General features: G+C 46.7%; 17 protein-coding genes. 7 read left to right on the top strand and 10 right to left on the bottom strand.

Translation table 11 applies throughout. The features are described from left to right. Positions 1–4 precede the first annotated feature (4 nt). Complete coding sequence (locus ACFVU8_RS01460) at positions 5–175, bottom strand: hypothetical protein (RefSeq protein ID WP_387425620.1); 171 nt, start codon at positions 173–175, stop codon at positions 5–7. 166 nt (positions 176–341) lie between these two features. Between ACFVU8_RS01460 and ACFVU8_RS01455 the strand changes: the two genes are divergently transcribed. Further along, on the top strand, positions 342–1,295 hold the full coding sequence (locus ACFVU8_RS01455) for an SDR family oxidoreductase (protein WP_379464746.1): 954 nt from the start codon (positions 342–344) through the stop codon (positions 1,293–1,295). 93 nt (positions 1,296–1,388) lie between these two features. Here the strand turns inward: ACFVU8_RS01455 and ACFVU8_RS01450 are convergent, their stop codons facing one another. Both ACFVU8_RS01450 and ACFVU8_RS01445 read right to left on the bottom strand, forming a co-directional pair. Then, on the bottom strand, positions 1,389–1,955 hold the full coding sequence (locus tag ACFVU8_RS01450; RefSeq protein WP_387425619.1) for a flavin reductase family protein: 567 nt from the start codon (positions 1,953–1,955) through the stop codon (positions 1,389–1,391). Then, positions 1,956–2,570: a DUF1349 domain-containing protein gene (locus tag ACFVU8_RS01445; RefSeq protein ID WP_379464747.1), complete on the bottom strand. Its 615-nt coding sequence runs from the start codon at positions 2,568–2,570 to the stop codon at positions 1,956–1,958. Between the two features lie 194 nt (positions 2,571–2,764). On the opposite strand from ACFVU8_RS01445, the gene ACFVU8_RS01440 reads away from it, so the two are divergent. Continuing rightward, a complete protein-coding gene (locus ACFVU8_RS01440) occupies positions 2,765–3,352 on the top strand; it encodes a sugar O-acetyltransferase (RefSeq protein ID WP_175372543.1) in 588 nt (195 codons plus the stop codon). Between the two features lie 94 nt (positions 3,353–3,446). Here ACFVU8_RS01440 and ACFVU8_RS01435 read toward each other — a convergent pair whose 3' ends face one another. Next, complete coding sequence (locus ACFVU8_RS01435; protein WP_387425617.1) at positions 3,447–4,187, bottom strand: SDR family oxidoreductase; 741 nt, start codon at positions 4,185–4,187, stop codon at positions 3,447–3,449. Between the two features lie 181 nt (positions 4,188–4,368). Between ACFVU8_RS01435 and ACFVU8_RS01430 the strand changes: the two genes are divergently transcribed. The 4 genes from ACFVU8_RS01430 to ACFVU8_RS01415 all read left to right on the top strand — a co-directional run bounded on the left by ACFVU8_RS01430 (position 4,369) and on the right by ACFVU8_RS01415 (position 9,170). Further along, on the top strand, positions 4,369–4,944 hold the full coding sequence (locus ACFVU8_RS01430; RefSeq protein ID WP_387425616.1) for a TetR/AcrR family transcriptional regulator: 576 nt from the start codon (positions 4,369–4,371) through the stop codon (positions 4,942–4,944). A gap of 92 nt (positions 4,945–5,036) precedes the next feature. Next, on the top strand, positions 5,037–6,620 hold the full coding sequence (locus ACFVU8_RS01425; RefSeq protein WP_387425614.1) for a spore germination protein: 1,584 nt from the start codon (positions 5,037–5,039) through the stop codon (positions 6,618–6,620). Continuing rightward, positions 6,617–7,786 carry a Ger(x)C family spore germination protein gene (locus ACFVU8_RS01420; protein WP_387425613.1) on the top strand — a complete coding sequence of 390 codons (1,170 nt, stop codon included), beginning with the start codon at positions 6,617–6,619 and terminating at the stop codon, positions 7,784–7,786. The genes ACFVU8_RS01425 and ACFVU8_RS01420 overlap by 4 nt, the downstream gene beginning before the upstream one ends. 268 nt (positions 7,787–8,054) lie before the next feature. Beyond that, a complete protein-coding gene (locus ACFVU8_RS01415; protein ID WP_387425612.1) occupies positions 8,055–9,170 on the top strand; it encodes a GerAB/ArcD/ProY family transporter in 1,116 nt (371 codons plus the stop codon). A 71-nt stretch (positions 9,171–9,241) separates the two neighbouring features. On the opposite strand, the gene ACFVU8_RS01410 is transcribed toward ACFVU8_RS01415, so the two are convergent. Next, positions 9,242–10,255, bottom strand: coding sequence for an alpha/beta fold hydrolase (locus ACFVU8_RS01410; RefSeq protein ID WP_387425611.1), 1,014 nt, complete (start codon positions 10,253–10,255; stop codon positions 9,242–9,244). A gap of 334 nt (positions 10,256–10,589) precedes the next feature. Here ACFVU8_RS01410 and ACFVU8_RS01405 point away from each other — a divergent pair, with 334 nt between their 5' ends. Beyond that, positions 10,590–11,402, top strand: coding sequence for a lipase family protein (locus ACFVU8_RS01405; RefSeq protein WP_387425610.1), 813 nt, complete (start codon positions 10,590–10,592; stop codon positions 11,400–11,402). 801 nt (positions 11,403–12,203) lie between these two features. On the opposite strand, the gene ACFVU8_RS01400 is transcribed toward ACFVU8_RS01405, so the two are convergent. From ACFVU8_RS01400 to ACFVU8_RS01380, 5 genes are read right to left on the bottom strand one after another with little or no spacing between them, the layout of a single operon-like run. Further along, a complete protein-coding gene (locus tag ACFVU8_RS01400) occupies positions 12,204–12,944 on the bottom strand; it encodes an N-acetylmuramoyl-L-alanine amidase family protein (RefSeq protein WP_387425609.1) in 741 nt (246 codons plus the stop codon). After that, complete coding sequence (locus ACFVU8_RS01395) at positions 12,941–13,891, bottom strand: polysaccharide deacetylase family protein (protein ID WP_387425608.1); 951 nt, start codon at positions 13,889–13,891, stop codon at positions 12,941–12,943. Before ACFVU8_RS01395 ends, ACFVU8_RS01400 begins: the two co-directional genes overlap by 4 nt. A 43-nt stretch (positions 13,892–13,934) precedes the next feature. Then, a complete protein-coding gene (locus tag ACFVU8_RS01390; protein WP_387427157.1) occupies positions 13,935–15,047 on the bottom strand; it encodes an efflux RND transporter periplasmic adaptor subunit in 1,113 nt (370 codons plus the stop codon). Positions 15,048–15,075: 28 nt separating this feature from the next. Continuing rightward, positions 15,076–15,945, bottom strand: coding sequence for a carbohydrate ABC transporter permease (locus ACFVU8_RS01385; RefSeq protein ID WP_387427156.1), 870 nt, complete (start codon positions 15,943–15,945; stop codon positions 15,076–15,078). 18 nt (positions 15,946–15,963) lie between these two features. Further along, positions 15,964–16,857, bottom strand: coding sequence for a carbohydrate ABC transporter permease (locus ACFVU8_RS01380; protein ID WP_387425607.1), 894 nt, complete (start codon positions 16,855–16,857; stop codon positions 15,964–15,966). Between the last annotated feature and the right edge of the window lie 4 nt (positions 16,858–16,861).

Raw genomic sequence — 16,861 nt, 5'->3', positions numbered from 1 at the left:
GCGCTCAGATCAACGGGTAATTAAGTACGATTTGCGGATTTGTGTAATACGGCGGTCTAAGCTCGATGACTGGTGCTGGCCATGAATGGTTCGAAGCATAGTGCATTTCCACGTATCCATTGTCATGCGGTATAAGCAAATAATACACCTGCGGGCTAAAATAATAAGGGATCATAGGGCCTCCTGGTATGCTTTTTGTTACCAATGTACGTAGGCGCTGCCCGATCTGAGCCAGTACTGTGAAGATTTTAAACAATGGGCTGAAATCACCACAAATGCCTATTGCACATAAGATAACGTATGAATTTATTCGGGAGGCAACGATGGACAATAAACAGAAGATGGAGCAATTGGAGCAGTCACAGCAGTATTTTGTGGATCACTTAAAAACAGAGCCCTACCCTCTGTTCCCCAATTACGGAAGGATCACGAAATATGAAGAGGTACCGCTCAATATGCCGGAGCAGCGACAGTTTCGTCAGCCAGGTGTGGAGCGACTGATGGTGCCCATGCCGCTGGTGGAGAACCCTAATTATAAAGGCAGCGACAAGCTGTTAGATAAGGTTGCCCTCATCACTGGGGGAGATAGTGGTATGGGGGCAGCAGCGGCCATTGCTTTTGCCAAAGAAGGTGCTGATGTCGCGATTTCCTATCTGGATGAACATGAGGATGCAAAGCGAACACAGACAAGGGTTGAGCAACTCGGTCGACGCTGCTTGGTGTTACCGGGGGATTTAAGAGATAAGCGGCATTGCGCGGCAATTGTCGAGCAGACGGTGAATTTTTTTGGCAAGCTGGATATTCTGTGCAATCATGTCGGCATTCAGTTTCAACAGAACAGCCTGCTCGACATTACCGATGAACAGTTCGATGACACGTTTAAAGTCAATATTTATTCGCATTTCTATACTACACGAGCTGCGCTGCCACACTTGAAACCTGGCAGTTCAATCATTAATACCTCTTCTGTCGTCGCTTACAACGGGGAAACGCTAATGATTGATTATTCAGCAACCAAAGGGGCAAATGTCGGATTCACACGCGCCCTTGCACACAATGTCGCGAAGCAGGGCATTCGCGTTAATGCTATTGCCCCTGGGCCAGTGTGGACGCCAATTATCGCGGCGAGCTTTACCGCAGATAGAGTAGCCTCTTTTGCCGCGTCCAATCCAATGCAGCGTCCTGCACAGCCATTCGAGGTCGCTCCGACATTTGTCTATCTGGCTTCGGATGACTCCCGGTTTGTGACCGGACAGGTGCTACATGTGAATGGCGGCCAAGCGACAAGTTCGTAACCTTAAAGAAACTCCAAAATAACCGCCGTCTTGTCATCCGTTCGTGATATAAAAAAAGAATGGAGCGGGATGACTTCCGGTCCATTCTTTCGTTTAGTTTTGCAAATAGAACGGATGGTTTTTCTCATCCACTGTTTGGTTTAAAGTTCGATAGCTAGAGCGTCCTACATAGAGTGGGATTTCCAGCTTCGTAAGGTCAGGCAGCCCATTTTCCAAGAAACAATCCTTGTCCTGATAGGTCTGCATGATTTCCCCTGCGATCCATTCATGATCTCCGTAGGTTGTAATATTCATAGTTTTGCATTCATAGGCAAAGTATGCCTCAGTCAGCACTGGAATATCTGCTTTGAGACCTTCCTCATAAGCAATGTTGAACTTATTGAACTTGTCCATATCCCGTCCACTGAATGTGCCAACAGCCTGGATCATCTCTGAACATCTCGCCGGCATAAAATGTACACCAAAGACGCCACTCTGTTCGATCAGCTGATACGTATAGGTCTCCTTGCGAATGGAGATTCCATAGATTCCTGGCGATGATCCTATGTACGTATGCCAGCCGGAGGCCATAATATTCTGCTGCCCGTTGTAACGTGAGGTGACGATCGCCACCATCCCAGGATAAGAATACCAACGTGCTTCACTTATCGGTAATCTCATTTAGTGTCCACTCTCCAGGGGAGGATCGACATGAAGGTCTTGATCCGGTGTTGTGAAGTCCCAACGAGTGAACGTGACCTCAAAGCCCGCACGGGTTGGCGAACAGGTGTAAGGACCGGCCTGATTCCCGGATTCGTATGGAAAACGGGCTACACGAATCGTACGCCATCCGTGGTTCTCCGTCCGTGCCCGGATAATTACAGCATCCTTCATAATCGAAGCGCGCAATGTGACCTCTTCCCCAGCCCACTCCGGTACAGCAGCGAGCGACCAGTCGGAATAGCCATCGGTTACCACTGCGGATAGCTGAGGAATGCCATCATTGAATTCGATTCCCGCTTTTATCCATTGCTCCGGGCCATGGTACAACAGGATGCCTGCCTGATCGTATAGTTCCGTAAAGGAGCCGAGTTGAAACGACACTTCTACCGCGGTGTTGTTATCCCACTCCTCCAACAAAGCAGCCCCATCTTCAAATTCAAAGCCATATAAAGTCTTCTTCCAGAAGTCCTTTCCCTTCTCAGGTACAACCTTCAGGAATTCTCCTTCTCTCCGGGCAGACTGTGGTGCATTGAGCCACGTCCCTGCATCCCAATCCATTCTTTTCGTTGTCATCATTGAGATCTCCTTGTCTCTTATTATTTTACTTGCGAGTATTATCAAATGCAGTTATCATAGTAACAAACCTTTTTAAATTGTTTTTAAAAAGTATTGTAATAATAGAAATATAATAAAAGTGCCCTTTAAAGTCAAGATTAAATTGGGGCATTATCTAAAAATCAGAGCATTCTTTGAATCAGGAGGATCTTATGAACGAAAAGGAAAAAGCAAAAAACGGGTTATTGTACGATGCGAACTATGATGCTGCATTGATGGAGGAACGCACATGGGCTAAGGATCTCTGTCATGATTACAATCATTTACGTCCCTCGAACATGACTGAACGTAAAGCGCTCATTGAGAAGTTGATGGGTAAAACCAGCAAGAGCTTTCATATTGAACAGCCATTTGTGTGTGATTACGGGTACAACATTGAGATTGGTGAGAATTTCTATGTTAACCATAACTGCGTTATTTTGGATGCAGCCAAAGTAACGTTTGGAGATAACGTGTTTATTGCTCCGAACTGCGGTTTCTATACTGCCGGGCATCCACTGGATGTTGAGCAGCGTAACCAAGGATTAGAGTATGCCTACCCGATTACCGTGGGTAACAACGTGTGGTTTGGTGGCAATGTCGTGGTCTTGCCGGGTGTAACCATCGGTGATAACACCGTCATTGGAGCGGGCAGTGTAGTCAACCGGGATATCCCATCAGGGGTGATTGCTGCAGGAAATCCTTGTCGGGTCATCCGGTCCATCACTGAAGAAGACAAGAAGAAGTATTGGAAAGAATAATTAAGTCGAATAGTTTTAAAAGTACAAAAAACGATCACCCTCTCATGCCGAACATGAAGAGGGTGATCGTTTTGTATGCACAGATACAAATAAATTATGGCTGTGCAGTGGGTCTGATTACGATCTCGTTGACTCCGGTATCCTCGGGTTCATCGATGGCATAAGCAATCGCTCTGGCGATACTGTAGGGCGAAATAGCCAAATTCGAGATATGCGATGCCATGGCTTGAACCTCTGGACTATTCACTGTATGGAGCAGTTCCGTTTCCGTCATTCCCGGAGCAATGATCGTGGTACGGATATGGGAAGATGGAGATTCCTCTTGACGCAATCCCTCTGTAATGGCTCGGACCGCAAACTTGGTGGCACTATAAACTGATGAAGTGGGACTGATCTCATAGCCCGCAACGGATGAAATGTTGATAATATGCCCGGCTTGCTGCTCTCTCATGACCGGCAGGACTGCTGCGATGCCGTACAGCACACCTTTAATATTCACATCGATCATCTGATCCCATTCAGAGGTTCTCAGTTCATTAAGCCGAGAAACCGGCATCACCCCGGCATTATTCACCAATACATCAATCCGGCCATATTGTTCCAAGGCGAACTGTGCCAGCTTCTGCATATCCTCAGTGGAGACAACATCTGCATTGAGATAAACAGCTTCCCCACCTGCACCTTTAATTTCTCGCACAATGGCCTGCAGACGTTCTTCTCTTCTGGCAGCCAGAACCACCTTTGCTCCTTTTTCAGCCAACAACCGGGCAGTGGCTTCTCCGATACCGCTAGAAGCTCCTGTGATGATAACTACTTTGCCTTTTGTATTTTCCACCTGCTGATCTCTCCTCATATTGAACGAATGTATTTTATTGAATACTTGTTGATTAATTAACGGCCGTTGAATAATATTATATAGAGAAGAATCATTCATTCAATCGCTAATACATGCGTTTTTGTACGATATACAACAGGTACCTTGAAATTGTTGATTAACTGGAGGAGATATAAGAAGAATGGAGACCACAACTAAAACAGACCGCCGGATTATTAGGACAAAAGAAGCCATTAACAAGGCATTTCTGGAGCTTTTTTCCGAGAAAGAGCTGGAGCAAATCACCATAAACGATATCGCAGAGCGAGCCAACGTCAACCGGGGAACGATCTATCTGCACTATAGTGACAAATATGATCTGCTGGATAAATGCATTGAGGAGCATTTGCTCCGACTGATCAACTTTTGCAGTACGAATGAATCGGGTCAAGGCATAACATTCCTGGTGACCGACCTGACACCTGTATTTCATTATTTTGCAGAAAACTATCTGTTCTTCTCTGCTATGCTAACCAATCATCGAACTTCCGTATTTCGGGGGCGCCTGCAGCACTTTATGTCTGCCAACCTTAAGGAGAAGCTCGCCAAGCAGAATCTGCAATCGGGGATCGACACGGAGCTGAACGCGGAATTTATGGCTTCTGCGTTCATTGGCATACTGGAATGGTGGATTACCAACGACATGCCTCATTCCCCACAGTTTATGGCTGAGCAAGTCCGCAAACTATATGAGAAAAACGAAGTATTTCCTGTATAAGCCGTCTCCTGTCAGAGCCTTTCCGCATAGTTTCCTCCCCTTAGGGAAAAGATGTAAATGCTTCAACATCTTATTTCTGATAGGAGAACAGCATGCGGAAACTGACTACCCAGACAATCCCTTCAACCAATCGTTCATCACCCACTTCTGCTGAAGGTGTGCATTCATCCAGTGATTCATCGTCCCCTGCCATTTCTTCAATCTTGGAAGAGAATTTGAAGACAATAGAAGACTCTTTTACAAACTGCACTGATTTAAAAATCCTCACTTGGAACTATGGACCAGGGCTGGAGCAAGCGGCCATCTCCGTATATTTCGACACGTTAACCAAGTCTACACTGAACCATTTTGTGAAGGACACGCTGCAAAATCTCGTTCCTCACGAGCTCGGGCCTGCCAGGGCGGTGACCATTGACGATGTCATCGATTTTTTCGAGAACAAGGGTGTAGCTTCGCCATACGTTGAACTTATGGATGATTTCCAGCAAGTCGTTAGCGGCATACTGGATGGAAAAGTCGTCATTTTTTTCAACGGCTGGCCCAGAGCAATCGCGTACTATGCTCTTGACGTAGAACAGCGTCAGGCCTCTGAGCCCATCACAGAATCAACTGTACAAGGTCCTCATGTGAGCTTTATAGAAAGTCTGGAACGCAATATCGGTGTCATCCGAAGTCTGATTAAATCCCCAAATCTCAAATTCGAGATGTTCACATCTGGCGAGCAGGTTCAAAGAACGGTGTCCTACGGCTATCTGGAGGGCGTGGTTAAACCTGAAACGTTAAGTGATTTCAAACAACGCATTGACGGCATCGTCAAGGAAGAAATTATCGAGGTCTCTTATCTTGAGGAGTGGATCAACGATTCCCTCTACTCCCCTTTTCCGCAGGTTCGATATACGGAACGTCCAGATACCGCTGTTAACGCACTGCTTGATGGTAAGATCATCGCAATGGTGAACGGGAGCCCCTCTATTCTGATCTGCCCGGGAAATTTTATTGAATTCTTTACCGTCAGCGAGGATTACTACTATCGAACGATTTTTTCGTCGTTAATCCGGTTGATCAGGGTCGCTGCCTTCATCATAGCGCTCATGTTGCCCAGCACCTATATCGCACTGTCAACCTTCCACTCCGAACTTATCCCTACTGTTCTTCTACTGGCCATTCTTAACACGCGTGAAGGTATCCCTTTTCCTGCGCTGATTGAAGCACTCATCATGGAGTTCTTCTTCGAGCTTCTGAGGGAGGCGGGGATTCGCTTGCCAAGGCCGATCGGCTCGGCCGTCAGCATCGTCGGCGCACTGGTTATCGGACAAGCAGCCATTCAATCGCAGATCGCTTCACCGGTTATGGTCATTGTGGTTGCCTTGACAGGCATTGCCTCTTTCGCGCTTCCTCAATACAATATGGCAATCGCCCTGCGGATTCTGCGCTTTCCGTTGATGTTTCTCGCCGCAACGTTCGGTGGACTTGGTATCATGGTCGGATTTATCCTGATCTATCTCCACCTGACGACACTACGCTCTTTGGGGGAGCCGTACCTGGACACAGTGGCTCCGCTAGACCTCAAGAGACTGCGCGATGCCATTTTCGTGGTGCCTAGACGCCTGTTGGTGCATTCGCCACGAAGTCGGCACTTCTATAAAAAGACTTCGGGAAAGAACAAGATCACGTGAGACGGCTCTCTTCCATCCTACTGTCCCTTATTGTACTCAGCCTGACTAGCGGATGCTGGGATAATAACGAGTTGGATGAGTACGGATACGTCCAAGCGATAGCTATAGACCAGAGCGAAGACAATCGCATAGAGATAACGACCCATTTCTATAATCCTTCCAGCAAAATGGCGGCTGGCGATACGGCTAGTGCTGCATCCAAGGGAACTAATATTCGTACCAGCGGAGAGACTTTTTTTGAGGCCATACGGGAGATTCCTGCGAAGTTCGGGAGAAAGGCCAAATGGGATCATATGCGCGTGATTCTTATCGGAGAGCAATTGGCCAAAAGCTTAAGTATCCGGGAAGTCCTTGATTTTTTCTCCAGGGACCATGAACCGCGTGGTACGATCCTTCCCCTTATTGCCGAGCAGTCAGCCGCCCCATTTTTAAACATTAAGCCGTTTATTGAAAACACCATTGGTCAACAGTATAAAAAGATGGAGACGACCAGCGCCCATTATTCCGCCAAAACCTCCGATATTCCACTGTATGATCTGGCTATGCAATTGAGCAGCCCCTCCAAAACTTCGGCCATTCCCTACCTGCATAAGAGCAGTTTAGATGATGAAGCCAAAATCTCCGGGGTCGCTTTAATTCAGGACGGTAAAATGGTGGGCCTTCTGAGGGAGCAGGAAACAGAAACGTTCATGATGCTGACGGGCAAATACAGGTATGGGGTACTGGAATTTCCTTGTATGGATCATGCGAGCAAAAAGCTAAGCAAAAAAGAAACCCTTGAAGTTCTTACTTTCAGCAGCAAGCTTACCCCAACAGTGAAGGACGATCACGTCTTTGTCGAAGTAGATGTTGCATTCGAAGGGACGATCGGGGAGCTGCGCTGCTCACACTTGAAGACGATTAAAGATATGAGCCGCTTCGAGCAGGCCATTAAAGAGCAGGTTGAGAAGCAACTGGAACATACCCTCACTTCCTTCAAGACGAACAAAGTGGATGCACTCGGGATTGGTAATCAGATTTACAGGAGGAATCCTAAGCTCTGGAACCGGCTAGAACCAACCTGGGACCAAAAGCTCGCGCAAATGCAATTTAAGACTAAAGTCAATGTCAAAGTATTAAGTACCGGTATGAATACAGGTACCATCTTCGGGACAAAGGAGAAATAGAGGTGCCAGGGAAATTCATCACTGTCTTGTTATTAGCTTCCGCTATGATTGCGCATGACCTTCCGAAATTCAGAAAGGCCCGCTCTCGCGATCGGCTTGTCTATGGAGCCTTTCTCGTGCCTTTGCTGTATCTGGCATTTATATTTGTAACGGCGAGATCATGGCCCAATTTGGACTCGATCTTCAATGTACTTAGGGGACCGGCCCAGCAGTTCATACACTGGCTAAACCCTATTAATTCATGAGCTTATAGGATCAGGAGGAACGTATGAGAAAACAAGAACGTGTCAGCTCTTTGCAAATGTCCATGCTGTTCCTCTTCTTCATGACAGGCTCCTCCATCGTTATCGTCCCTGCACCACTCACTAACATTGCCGGCAATGGAGCATGGATCTCTCTTCTGATTGCTTCCACTATGGGGATGATTCTGCTCTCCGGTATTCTTTACTTAAATCGACGGGCGCCAGACCTGTCACTTGTGGAACAAAGCCGTTCCGTACTCGGGAACATTCCAACCCTCCTGTTATTGATTCCGTTCACGTGTGTATTATTCTGGAATATAGCGGGGATTGTGCTGGAGATCGGAACCTTCTTCAAGAGTACGATGCTGAAGGAAACCCCTACTTATGCCGTCAATTCGATGTTCTTTGTGACGATTGCTTTAACGGCTTTGGCCGGAATCGAAGTGATCGCACGCATGGCTACCCTTTTCTTCACACTGATGTTTGGCTGCATCGTCCTGGTCTGGGTTCTGGTTGCTGGCTTGTATCATCCGGAATACCTGCTCCCTGTGATGCCCGATGGAATCAGACCGATCCTCAACGCTGCCTATGTCGTCTATGGATTTCCCTATTCCGAGCTTGTTGTCTTCTCCATCATCTTACCGTTTGTGAAAAGTGAAGACAAACCCAAGCTGAGCAAGCATATGTACCTTGCACTCATTGTCAATGCCATAACGTTGATTGTGTCAGTCCTTAGCAGCATTATGGTACTAGGCCCTCTTTCCGGGGATTTGAAATATTCATTATATCAACTGGCCAGACTGATTTATTTTCAGGAGATTATTGAACGGATTGAGTCTGTTATTGGCTTTGCGCTAATCATCGGTTTTTATTTCAAAGCCTCGATTCTCATGCTGATCCTAATAAAAACCCTTAAAGACCTTCTTGGATTGAAAAATGAACGCCTTATCGCCCTCCCTGTTGCTTTCATTTGCCTGCTGCTGTCTGTCACGACTTACACCAAAGAGGCCGAACTCGAGGAACTCGTTAATCTCACATGGCCACTGCTTAACAACCTGGCTTATGCTCTGCCGTTTCTCCTGATTCTGGGGGTCACGTTCATTCGATTTCATTTGAAAAGAGGGAACAAGCAGCCGCTATAACGGCTACTTGTCTATTTATGCGGGAACTCCAAAATCCGGACAAAACGTTTACGGTTCGCTTTCCATAATCTTTAGTGTTCTTTAAGCACCCAAGGACCAATCAGATCTGCCGTATCATTCAGGATGGTCAAATGTTTTTCGCCCGGCACAATCTGCGTTGACGACTGGTCCTTCACCTGCTTGGCATTGCCTGCAAAATCAACAATCTTCTGTGGATTCATAATCTCATCGTCTGCCCCAACCCACAAACCGAAAGGCTTGTCAATTGCTGTGACCTCTTCCGAAGGATGGCGAGGATTCAATGCCAGTGACATATTCACGGTGTTATTTTGCACCAGTCCAATGTCTGATTTCAATTGCTCTTCAGAGTAGTTGTAACGCACCCCTACAGCATGTCCCTTAAACAATCCACCTGTAAGCCCATTAACAATATAAGCTTTAGTACATACCGTTGCGAAGTTACCATTCCCCTCATATGTTGTCTTCGATCGCAGTCCAAAGTCTGGCGCAACAAACACATAGCCGTTCACCGACTGGTGTTCAGGAGAATTAATGTAGTTGATGATTAATCCTGCACCAGCAGAGTGACCACCTAAGTAGACAGGCAAACCGGGAAATTCTTTATGTGCGTTATTAATCAGCAGACTCACATCATCGTATACCTGCTGTAGACTAGGCGTATCCCCTCTTGGCCCCCCGGACAGTCCATGTCCCCGGATATCTGGCAAATAAGCCGCTACTCCATACTTCGTACTAAGTCCTTCCCCGATCGGTTCATAACCTGCCGCACTATTAGCCCCTGATCCATGATAAAAAATCACTACCGCCTCCGGTTTAACCGGGGCATATTTGCGATAGGCTAACCGCACATGATCACTGGCCTCTACATACTGGACATGTTCGTTCATTAACCGATTCCCGGTTGTCGATCCGGTTCCCCCCACACCCTCAGAGGATACGTCGGAGACCACATGATCATTAAATTGGCAGGATGAAAACGGCGTTTCCGCATAAATAACTCCGCCGAGCAGCAGTACACAAACTATGGAAAGTAGAATCAATAGTAGCTTTTTTACTCGTTTCATTCACTTCATCTTCCTTTCTACCCTTCTCTTCATCATTATGTTGAATTTAAGAAATTCTAAACTGAACAACGACAAGCTATGCACTGATTGTAACGGAATGCTACTAGCTTAAAGTCCATCCACAGATTGATTTCCCTACTCCACCCGGAGATGGACCAAAGATGGATCAGACCGACCTCGATGTAGCATTACATCCGCTTAGCCCCCCATTTTTCCATACTAAAAAAGACAGCCTTGAGGCTGCCCTGTGGAAGCAAAAACATTTAATGGAATCAACATAGGCACCTATCTTTCATCCCGCTAATATAGTGTAGGAAAGAAGGGTGGGAAGCTGATGGGTTACATGAATATTCAGGAGCAATGGGCGATCTTTCTGGCTGCAATCTGCGAACAGGCCTATGCCCAGTACACTAATCCGGACGGTTCCTTCGTCGTTCCATTGAATTACACGGTCGTGGATACGATTCAGGCGAAGTCTATCAGCAATGCCTGGGAACGTTTCGGGTTTATTCTGGAGTCGGCGCAAGAGATTATTGTTGCCTTTCGTGGCACCATTTCGACGACCAATTGGATTTCAAATGCCATGGCCATGCAAATAAAGCCCAACTTCATTAAGGAAGACTGTCTTACACATCGCGGTTTCACTAACATCTATTCTTCGGCCCGCGAGGGGATTCTCTCTACCCTGGGTAGGCTGTCACCAGAAAAGATATTATACATTACCGGCCACAGCCTCGGCGGAGCACTAGCGACGTTGTGTGCTATAGATGTTGCAGCTAACACGAATCACACCAGCCCCAACCTGTTTACATACGGGTCTCCCCGTGTAGGTGATCCTGAGTTCGTGAAGGCTTTTACGCAATATGTGCGAAAAAGCTCCCGCTATGCCAATCTCTTCGATGTCGTTACTTACGCCCCGCCTACCGTCTTCAAGCTGCCCAAGCAGGAAAGAAAGTATTACTACCAGCATGTTCAGACTCTAGACTCGTTGTCTTTCCAGAACGGTTCCGTGGGGGAAAACCATATTATCAGCAGCTATTTCGCAGAAATCTCCAAGCTCCAACCTCAATTCACTGAAGAGTTATGTGTGACCAACCAAGGCTTCTGTCCAGTTCCTGAGGTGAAAACAGCGCAGCCGGTAAAGTGATGCGTCGTAGAGAACACCGGATTGAAGCTTGACTATTCCTTAAGCCCTAATAGTCATTCTAAGGGCTCGCTTACATAATTCCACTCCGCTCCCACTCCCGAATACTACTCGGAATATGCCCTACCGCCATAATAACACTGAAAATCAGCATATACACAGAGTACAGAACCACGGAAGCGCATAGAAAATAAACGATTGGACTAATCGCTAACGGTACAGGAATACCCAGTATTGGCGAATAGAGCAGCTTATACTCTCTGTCATTTCTAAAGTACCTCCCCCACCCAAAATAGTACAGTAAAAGGGACAATATCATCCCGATCAATGCAATGATTTCATAAGTTTCTTGAAGATGTATTGTGAAAAATAGAGGGACTAAGATCACCCCAAACCTACCAATCCCTTCTGCTATCGTAAAAAACAGGTTTGAATTCTTTTCACTGGGCATGTTTCGTGGCTCAAATTTAAAGAACAGAAGATTGGGCAATAATATCAGCAGCGGTATCACAAGACTCCATGGATGAAACACAGCTCTCCCTCCCTTTATTCAATTCATTTCCATTTTAATGCCAGGTAACGTTATTATAATATGAAGAAATACACAAATACTCTTTAGAGGTCTTTCCACTTAAATCAAAAAAAGGCACCTTTGTGATCTACAAAGATACCTTCTCGCTAAAAAGATTTCTATAAACCAAGAATTTGCTTCTTTTTTGCTTCGAATTCTTGTGGGGTGAATATGCAGCAGGTTAATCATGATTTGTACCAACCGCTCTTCATCACCATATTCCTTATCCCGTATCAATCCAGCTGCAAATATTCCCTGATGCCTGCATGAATAGCAGCAGCAACTGATTGCTGGAAGGCAGCGGTCCACATCATCCCCTCATTCTCCGGGTTTGTCAAATATCCCAACTCTAATAGTGCTGCAGGCATATGCGTTTCTCTTAGCACAAAATAGCTTGCTTTCTTGACCCCGCGATCCTTGAAGCCCGTGGCCTGTGCAACATGCTTGTGAATGACTTCAGCAAATGCTAGAGATTCGTCATGATAATAGAAGGATTCCGTGCCAGACACCGTAGAATCATCGAAGGTATTGCCGTGAATCGAGATGAACAGATCGGCGTTCAGCTCATTAGCCAACTTAGGCCTGTACAGCTCCTGAGTGGATATAAAAGTATCATCCGTTCGGGTCAACTCGACCTGTATTTCCGGGTCTTGCTCCAGCACATCAGCAATGGCTTTAGACATGCTTAACGTAAACTCCTTCTCAAAGTGACCATTAACAGCAGTAGCGCCCGGATCTTCGCCTCCATGGCCCGGGTCAATTACCACTTTATATATTTTCCCAGGTTTGTTAACGGTCTGCCCGATGTCGGTGATTCTCTTGGTATCCATCATTTCTGAACTGACCGGTGCCCCGGTGTTACTACCTCTACCTATAATTGTTCCACTGGATTCTGTGTGATTACTGCTACTACAAGCAGACAAAATCACTAGTAATAACATACTGCAAATTATAAGACCCATTTGTTTGCTCATCTTGTCAAACTCGCTTTCCAGATTGGAGTCTGCTCATTCTCGGCCATCTGCGGTTTCTTCACGGGATTGACAGGATGGCAGCGATTATAGCAATTGAAGCTGTACGGCTGGGTGTCTGATCCAATCGTCTTCGTCATAAATCCGTTCTGAGATAAGAACTTAAGCAGCGCGGGCAAATGCTTGGCTGTCTCCGGCTTGTCATGCATGAGCACAATTGGGATGATTCCGGCCGAGATCTGTTTTTGAATCTGATGAATCGTTGTCGAGAGATATTGACCGTTCGACCAGTCGCTGCTGTCTACGTTCCAATCCCATAATGTGAAGCCCTGCTTGTCCAGCGCTGTCCGGAACGAATCCGTCAGGAAAGGGACACTACCATATGGGGTGCGGATGATCGTGGAGTGGACACCGGTAAGCTTCTCGAGTGTCTGTTGAGCCTGAGTCATCTCATTTATTGACGTTTGTGGTGACTGGTAGAACTTATATTTATCATGGGTGACACCATGCAACCCTGCGCTATGACCCTCTGTGACGATTCTTTTGACCATACTTGGTGACTCTTTCATTTTAGGCTCCAGCATAAAAAATGTCGCCTGTGCATCATAATTCTGCAACGTATCCAGAATATCCTTTGTTGCCTTGGTGGGACCATCATCAAAAGTCAGATAAATGATCTTCTGACCTGGCTTTTGCTTGGGCGGCGCTGGCGCAAGTAGCGGCATGTTCTTCGCGGTGCTGTCTGTCGTCTGTTCCCCCTCATGATTACCATCTTTCATGGAAGCATCAGCTTCAGGATCTGAATGATTCGAACTTGAAGCCTCCATCGAGGGGGCATTGCCTAGCGCAGCCTCTGGTTCAACAGCGGGAGTATTAATAGATAGACCCCTGCTGCAACCAGATAGAAGAATCAGGCACAATATAACTATACTAAGAGTGTATTTTCTCATTGTTGCGATTCCTCATTTTCATTGTCATGATATTCTAGGATGTCTACATGCGAATCTTGTCGCCCTCCTGCAAGGGTTCACTGCTCTCTATAATGATAGATTCCTGATCAAATAGCCCGCCTGTGACGGCAGATTGCGACGCATTAGCATCATCAACCGTGATATATACTTTACGAACATAGAAGGCATTGCCGAGCGGCCCATCCTTTTGTTCAATGCCAAATACATATTTCTTGTCACCTTCATCATGAATCGCCGCATTAGGTACGAGCACCACATCCTCCAGCGTTTGGGTCAGATCTACCTGAGCTACTTCCCCTTCCTTAGCGGCAGGGTCTTGAATAGAGAGCAAAAGCTTCTTCATAGGTACCATGGAATTCCCGGTTGCATTTTCACCAGAATCTGAGTTCACAGGATCATTATCCTGAATGATCTCGATCTTCCCCTTCACTTGCCTGGCTTCCTTGTCATTCACCTGCACATCCAGCTCATCCCCGGACTTGAGTTGGGCAACTGCCGGAGCAGGCAGCGATACCTCTAATGAGAGACCCAGACTTTGATTAGATATCGTCACATCCGGTCCGCTGGAAGGGAAACCTTCCAGTGCGTTAACTTTAGTTACTATACCCGCAAAGGGAGCGACCAGCATCGAATTATCCTTTAGGCTATCCTGTAGTTTCTGAATACGCCGCTGCTGGGTCTCGGTATCGATCTCATGACTTTTGTAAGCGTTCGTTGCGTCATTGATTGTTTTTTCATCCCCGCCTTGCATAGCCTCCATTAAGGCATATTGCAAACTGGCCGTGGACAGCTTTATTTTGGCAAGACTGCCTTGCTCGTCCTGAATCTGCTGCTTGATGTCCTTGCTGTCATATGTGATAAGCGTTTGCCCTTTTTGCACCACATCGCCTTTCTTGACCGCCACCTTCTTCACTTTCCAACCCGAGGTACTGCTTAATTCAGTCTCCGCCTTCCATTTCAATACGCCGGTGCTCTGAAATTCATGGCTCAGATCACCACGGCTCAACGTGACCAGCGCTACCTTCGGCAAGGTCAAAGACATTAACGTATTGCTGAACAAGGTGAGTAAGATCAATAGCCCGAGGAACACACCAGCGATCACAGCAATTGTTTTCTTGCGCTTTGCATATTGCACTTCCAAATGTGATCACCCCATAAATGAACTACCCTTTAATGCCCGATAATTGAATACCTTCAATAAAATACGACTCCGCATATAAAAACAACAGCACCATAGGAGTCATATACAATACCGATGCAGCAAATGCCACGCCGCGGGCGCCCTCATTAATGCGTGACAAGTATAAGGACAATGGCTGCTTGAAGACATCCTCTAAAAAGATCAACGGCTGCTCCACCATGTTCCAGTTGTCCACGAACAGTAGTACCGTCAAGGCCGCCATACCCGGCTTGATAAGCGGAAGCATGATGGAATAGAAAATCCTCAGCTGCCCGGCCCCGTCCATCTTAGCTGCCTCAAGGTACGCATACGGAATATGCAGCATGAACTGCCTAAGCATGAATACACCAAACGCACTGAATATCCCCGGCAAAATAATCGCAGACGTGCTGTTCATCAGCCCCAGCTTGTCCGCAATAATATAATTGGGAACCAGCGTCACCTGAAACGGCATCAGCATCGTCATTAAGTACACGACGAACAGCTTCTCCCTTCCCCAGAAGCGGAGCTTAGCAAAGGCATAGGCTGCCAATGATGCTACAACTACCTGCCCGATGATAATCGGCAGCACTATGAAGACAGAATTCCAGAACATATGCAGGAAGAGCGGTTTATGCACCAGTACTTCCGCATATTGGCTCAAAGAAACCCAGTCCGGAATCAGCTTTAAGTTAATAAAACCATTCTTTTCGCCTGCTGCAACGTTGACCATTTTCCCGATAAGGTGATAATTATAGTCAATTTCGCTCTCCGTCATTAAAGAGTTCGAGAACGTGATCAGGATTGGAAACAGCATGGCCAGGGCGAAGATCATCATCATCAACGTCAACGCCGCTTTGCGAAACAAAACCATTATGCCCACGATCCTTCCTTATTCCATAAAGCTCCGGAAGCGGCGCTCCATCATCAGCATGATGCTCACGAAGAGGAGGATACCGCCGACCATGAGCGTAGCTGCCGCCGTCAGCTTTTGCACATCCAGTGACATGAACATGTTGTTCATATAATGCTGAAGCATATAAATGCGGTCATGCGGATAATCACCAGCTATGAGATACGTCTCCCGGAACACCTTGAAGGAGTTAATAATCGACATCAGGACCACGAAGAACATCGTTGGCGTCAAATATACCCAGGTAATATGCAGCAACTTATGCAGTCTACCCGCGCCTTCTATATCCGCAGTCTCATAATAATCCTTGGGAATACTTTGCAGGCCTGCGAGAAACAAAATAATGTTGTAGCCGATGTTCTTCCATATATACACCACCACCAGTACCACCATCGACCACTCCGACTTCATCCAATCGATCCGCCCCATATGCAGATGCTGCAGCCACACATTTAAGGTTCCGTTCCAATCGAACAGGATCTGCCACATCATCACGATCGAGGCTACCGGAACCACCAGCGGCAGTACAAAAGCAGTCTGGAGCCAGTTCCGGATAAACAAGCGCCGATTGAGCAAATGCGCAAAGCATAGGGACAGCGCAATAATGAGCGGAACACTTACTCCCGTAAAAAGCAGCGTATTGGCGGCCGCCTTGCGGAATGAGCCACTGGATAGCACTGCGTGATAGTTGTCGAAGCCTACAAACGTACCGTCGATGGTACTATCCTGGAAGGAGTAAAGCAGCCCCATGGCAAACGGAATGAGATAAAAAACGGAAAATCCGATCAAGCTAGGTGCCAGGAAAAGCAGCGCAGCGACCCATTCTTTGCGTAGCAGCCTAATGCCACTGTTCCCCTCACGCATTCCTGTCATCTGT

It is taken from the genome of Paenibacillus sp. NPDC058177, assembly GCF_042883835.1.
GTDB lineage: Bacteria > Bacillota > Bacilli > Paenibacillales > Paenibacillaceae > Paenibacillus_AQ > Paenibacillus_AQ agri.
Note: the sequence above shows the minus strand (reverse complement) of the source record. Positions and strands in the feature narration are given on the sequence as shown.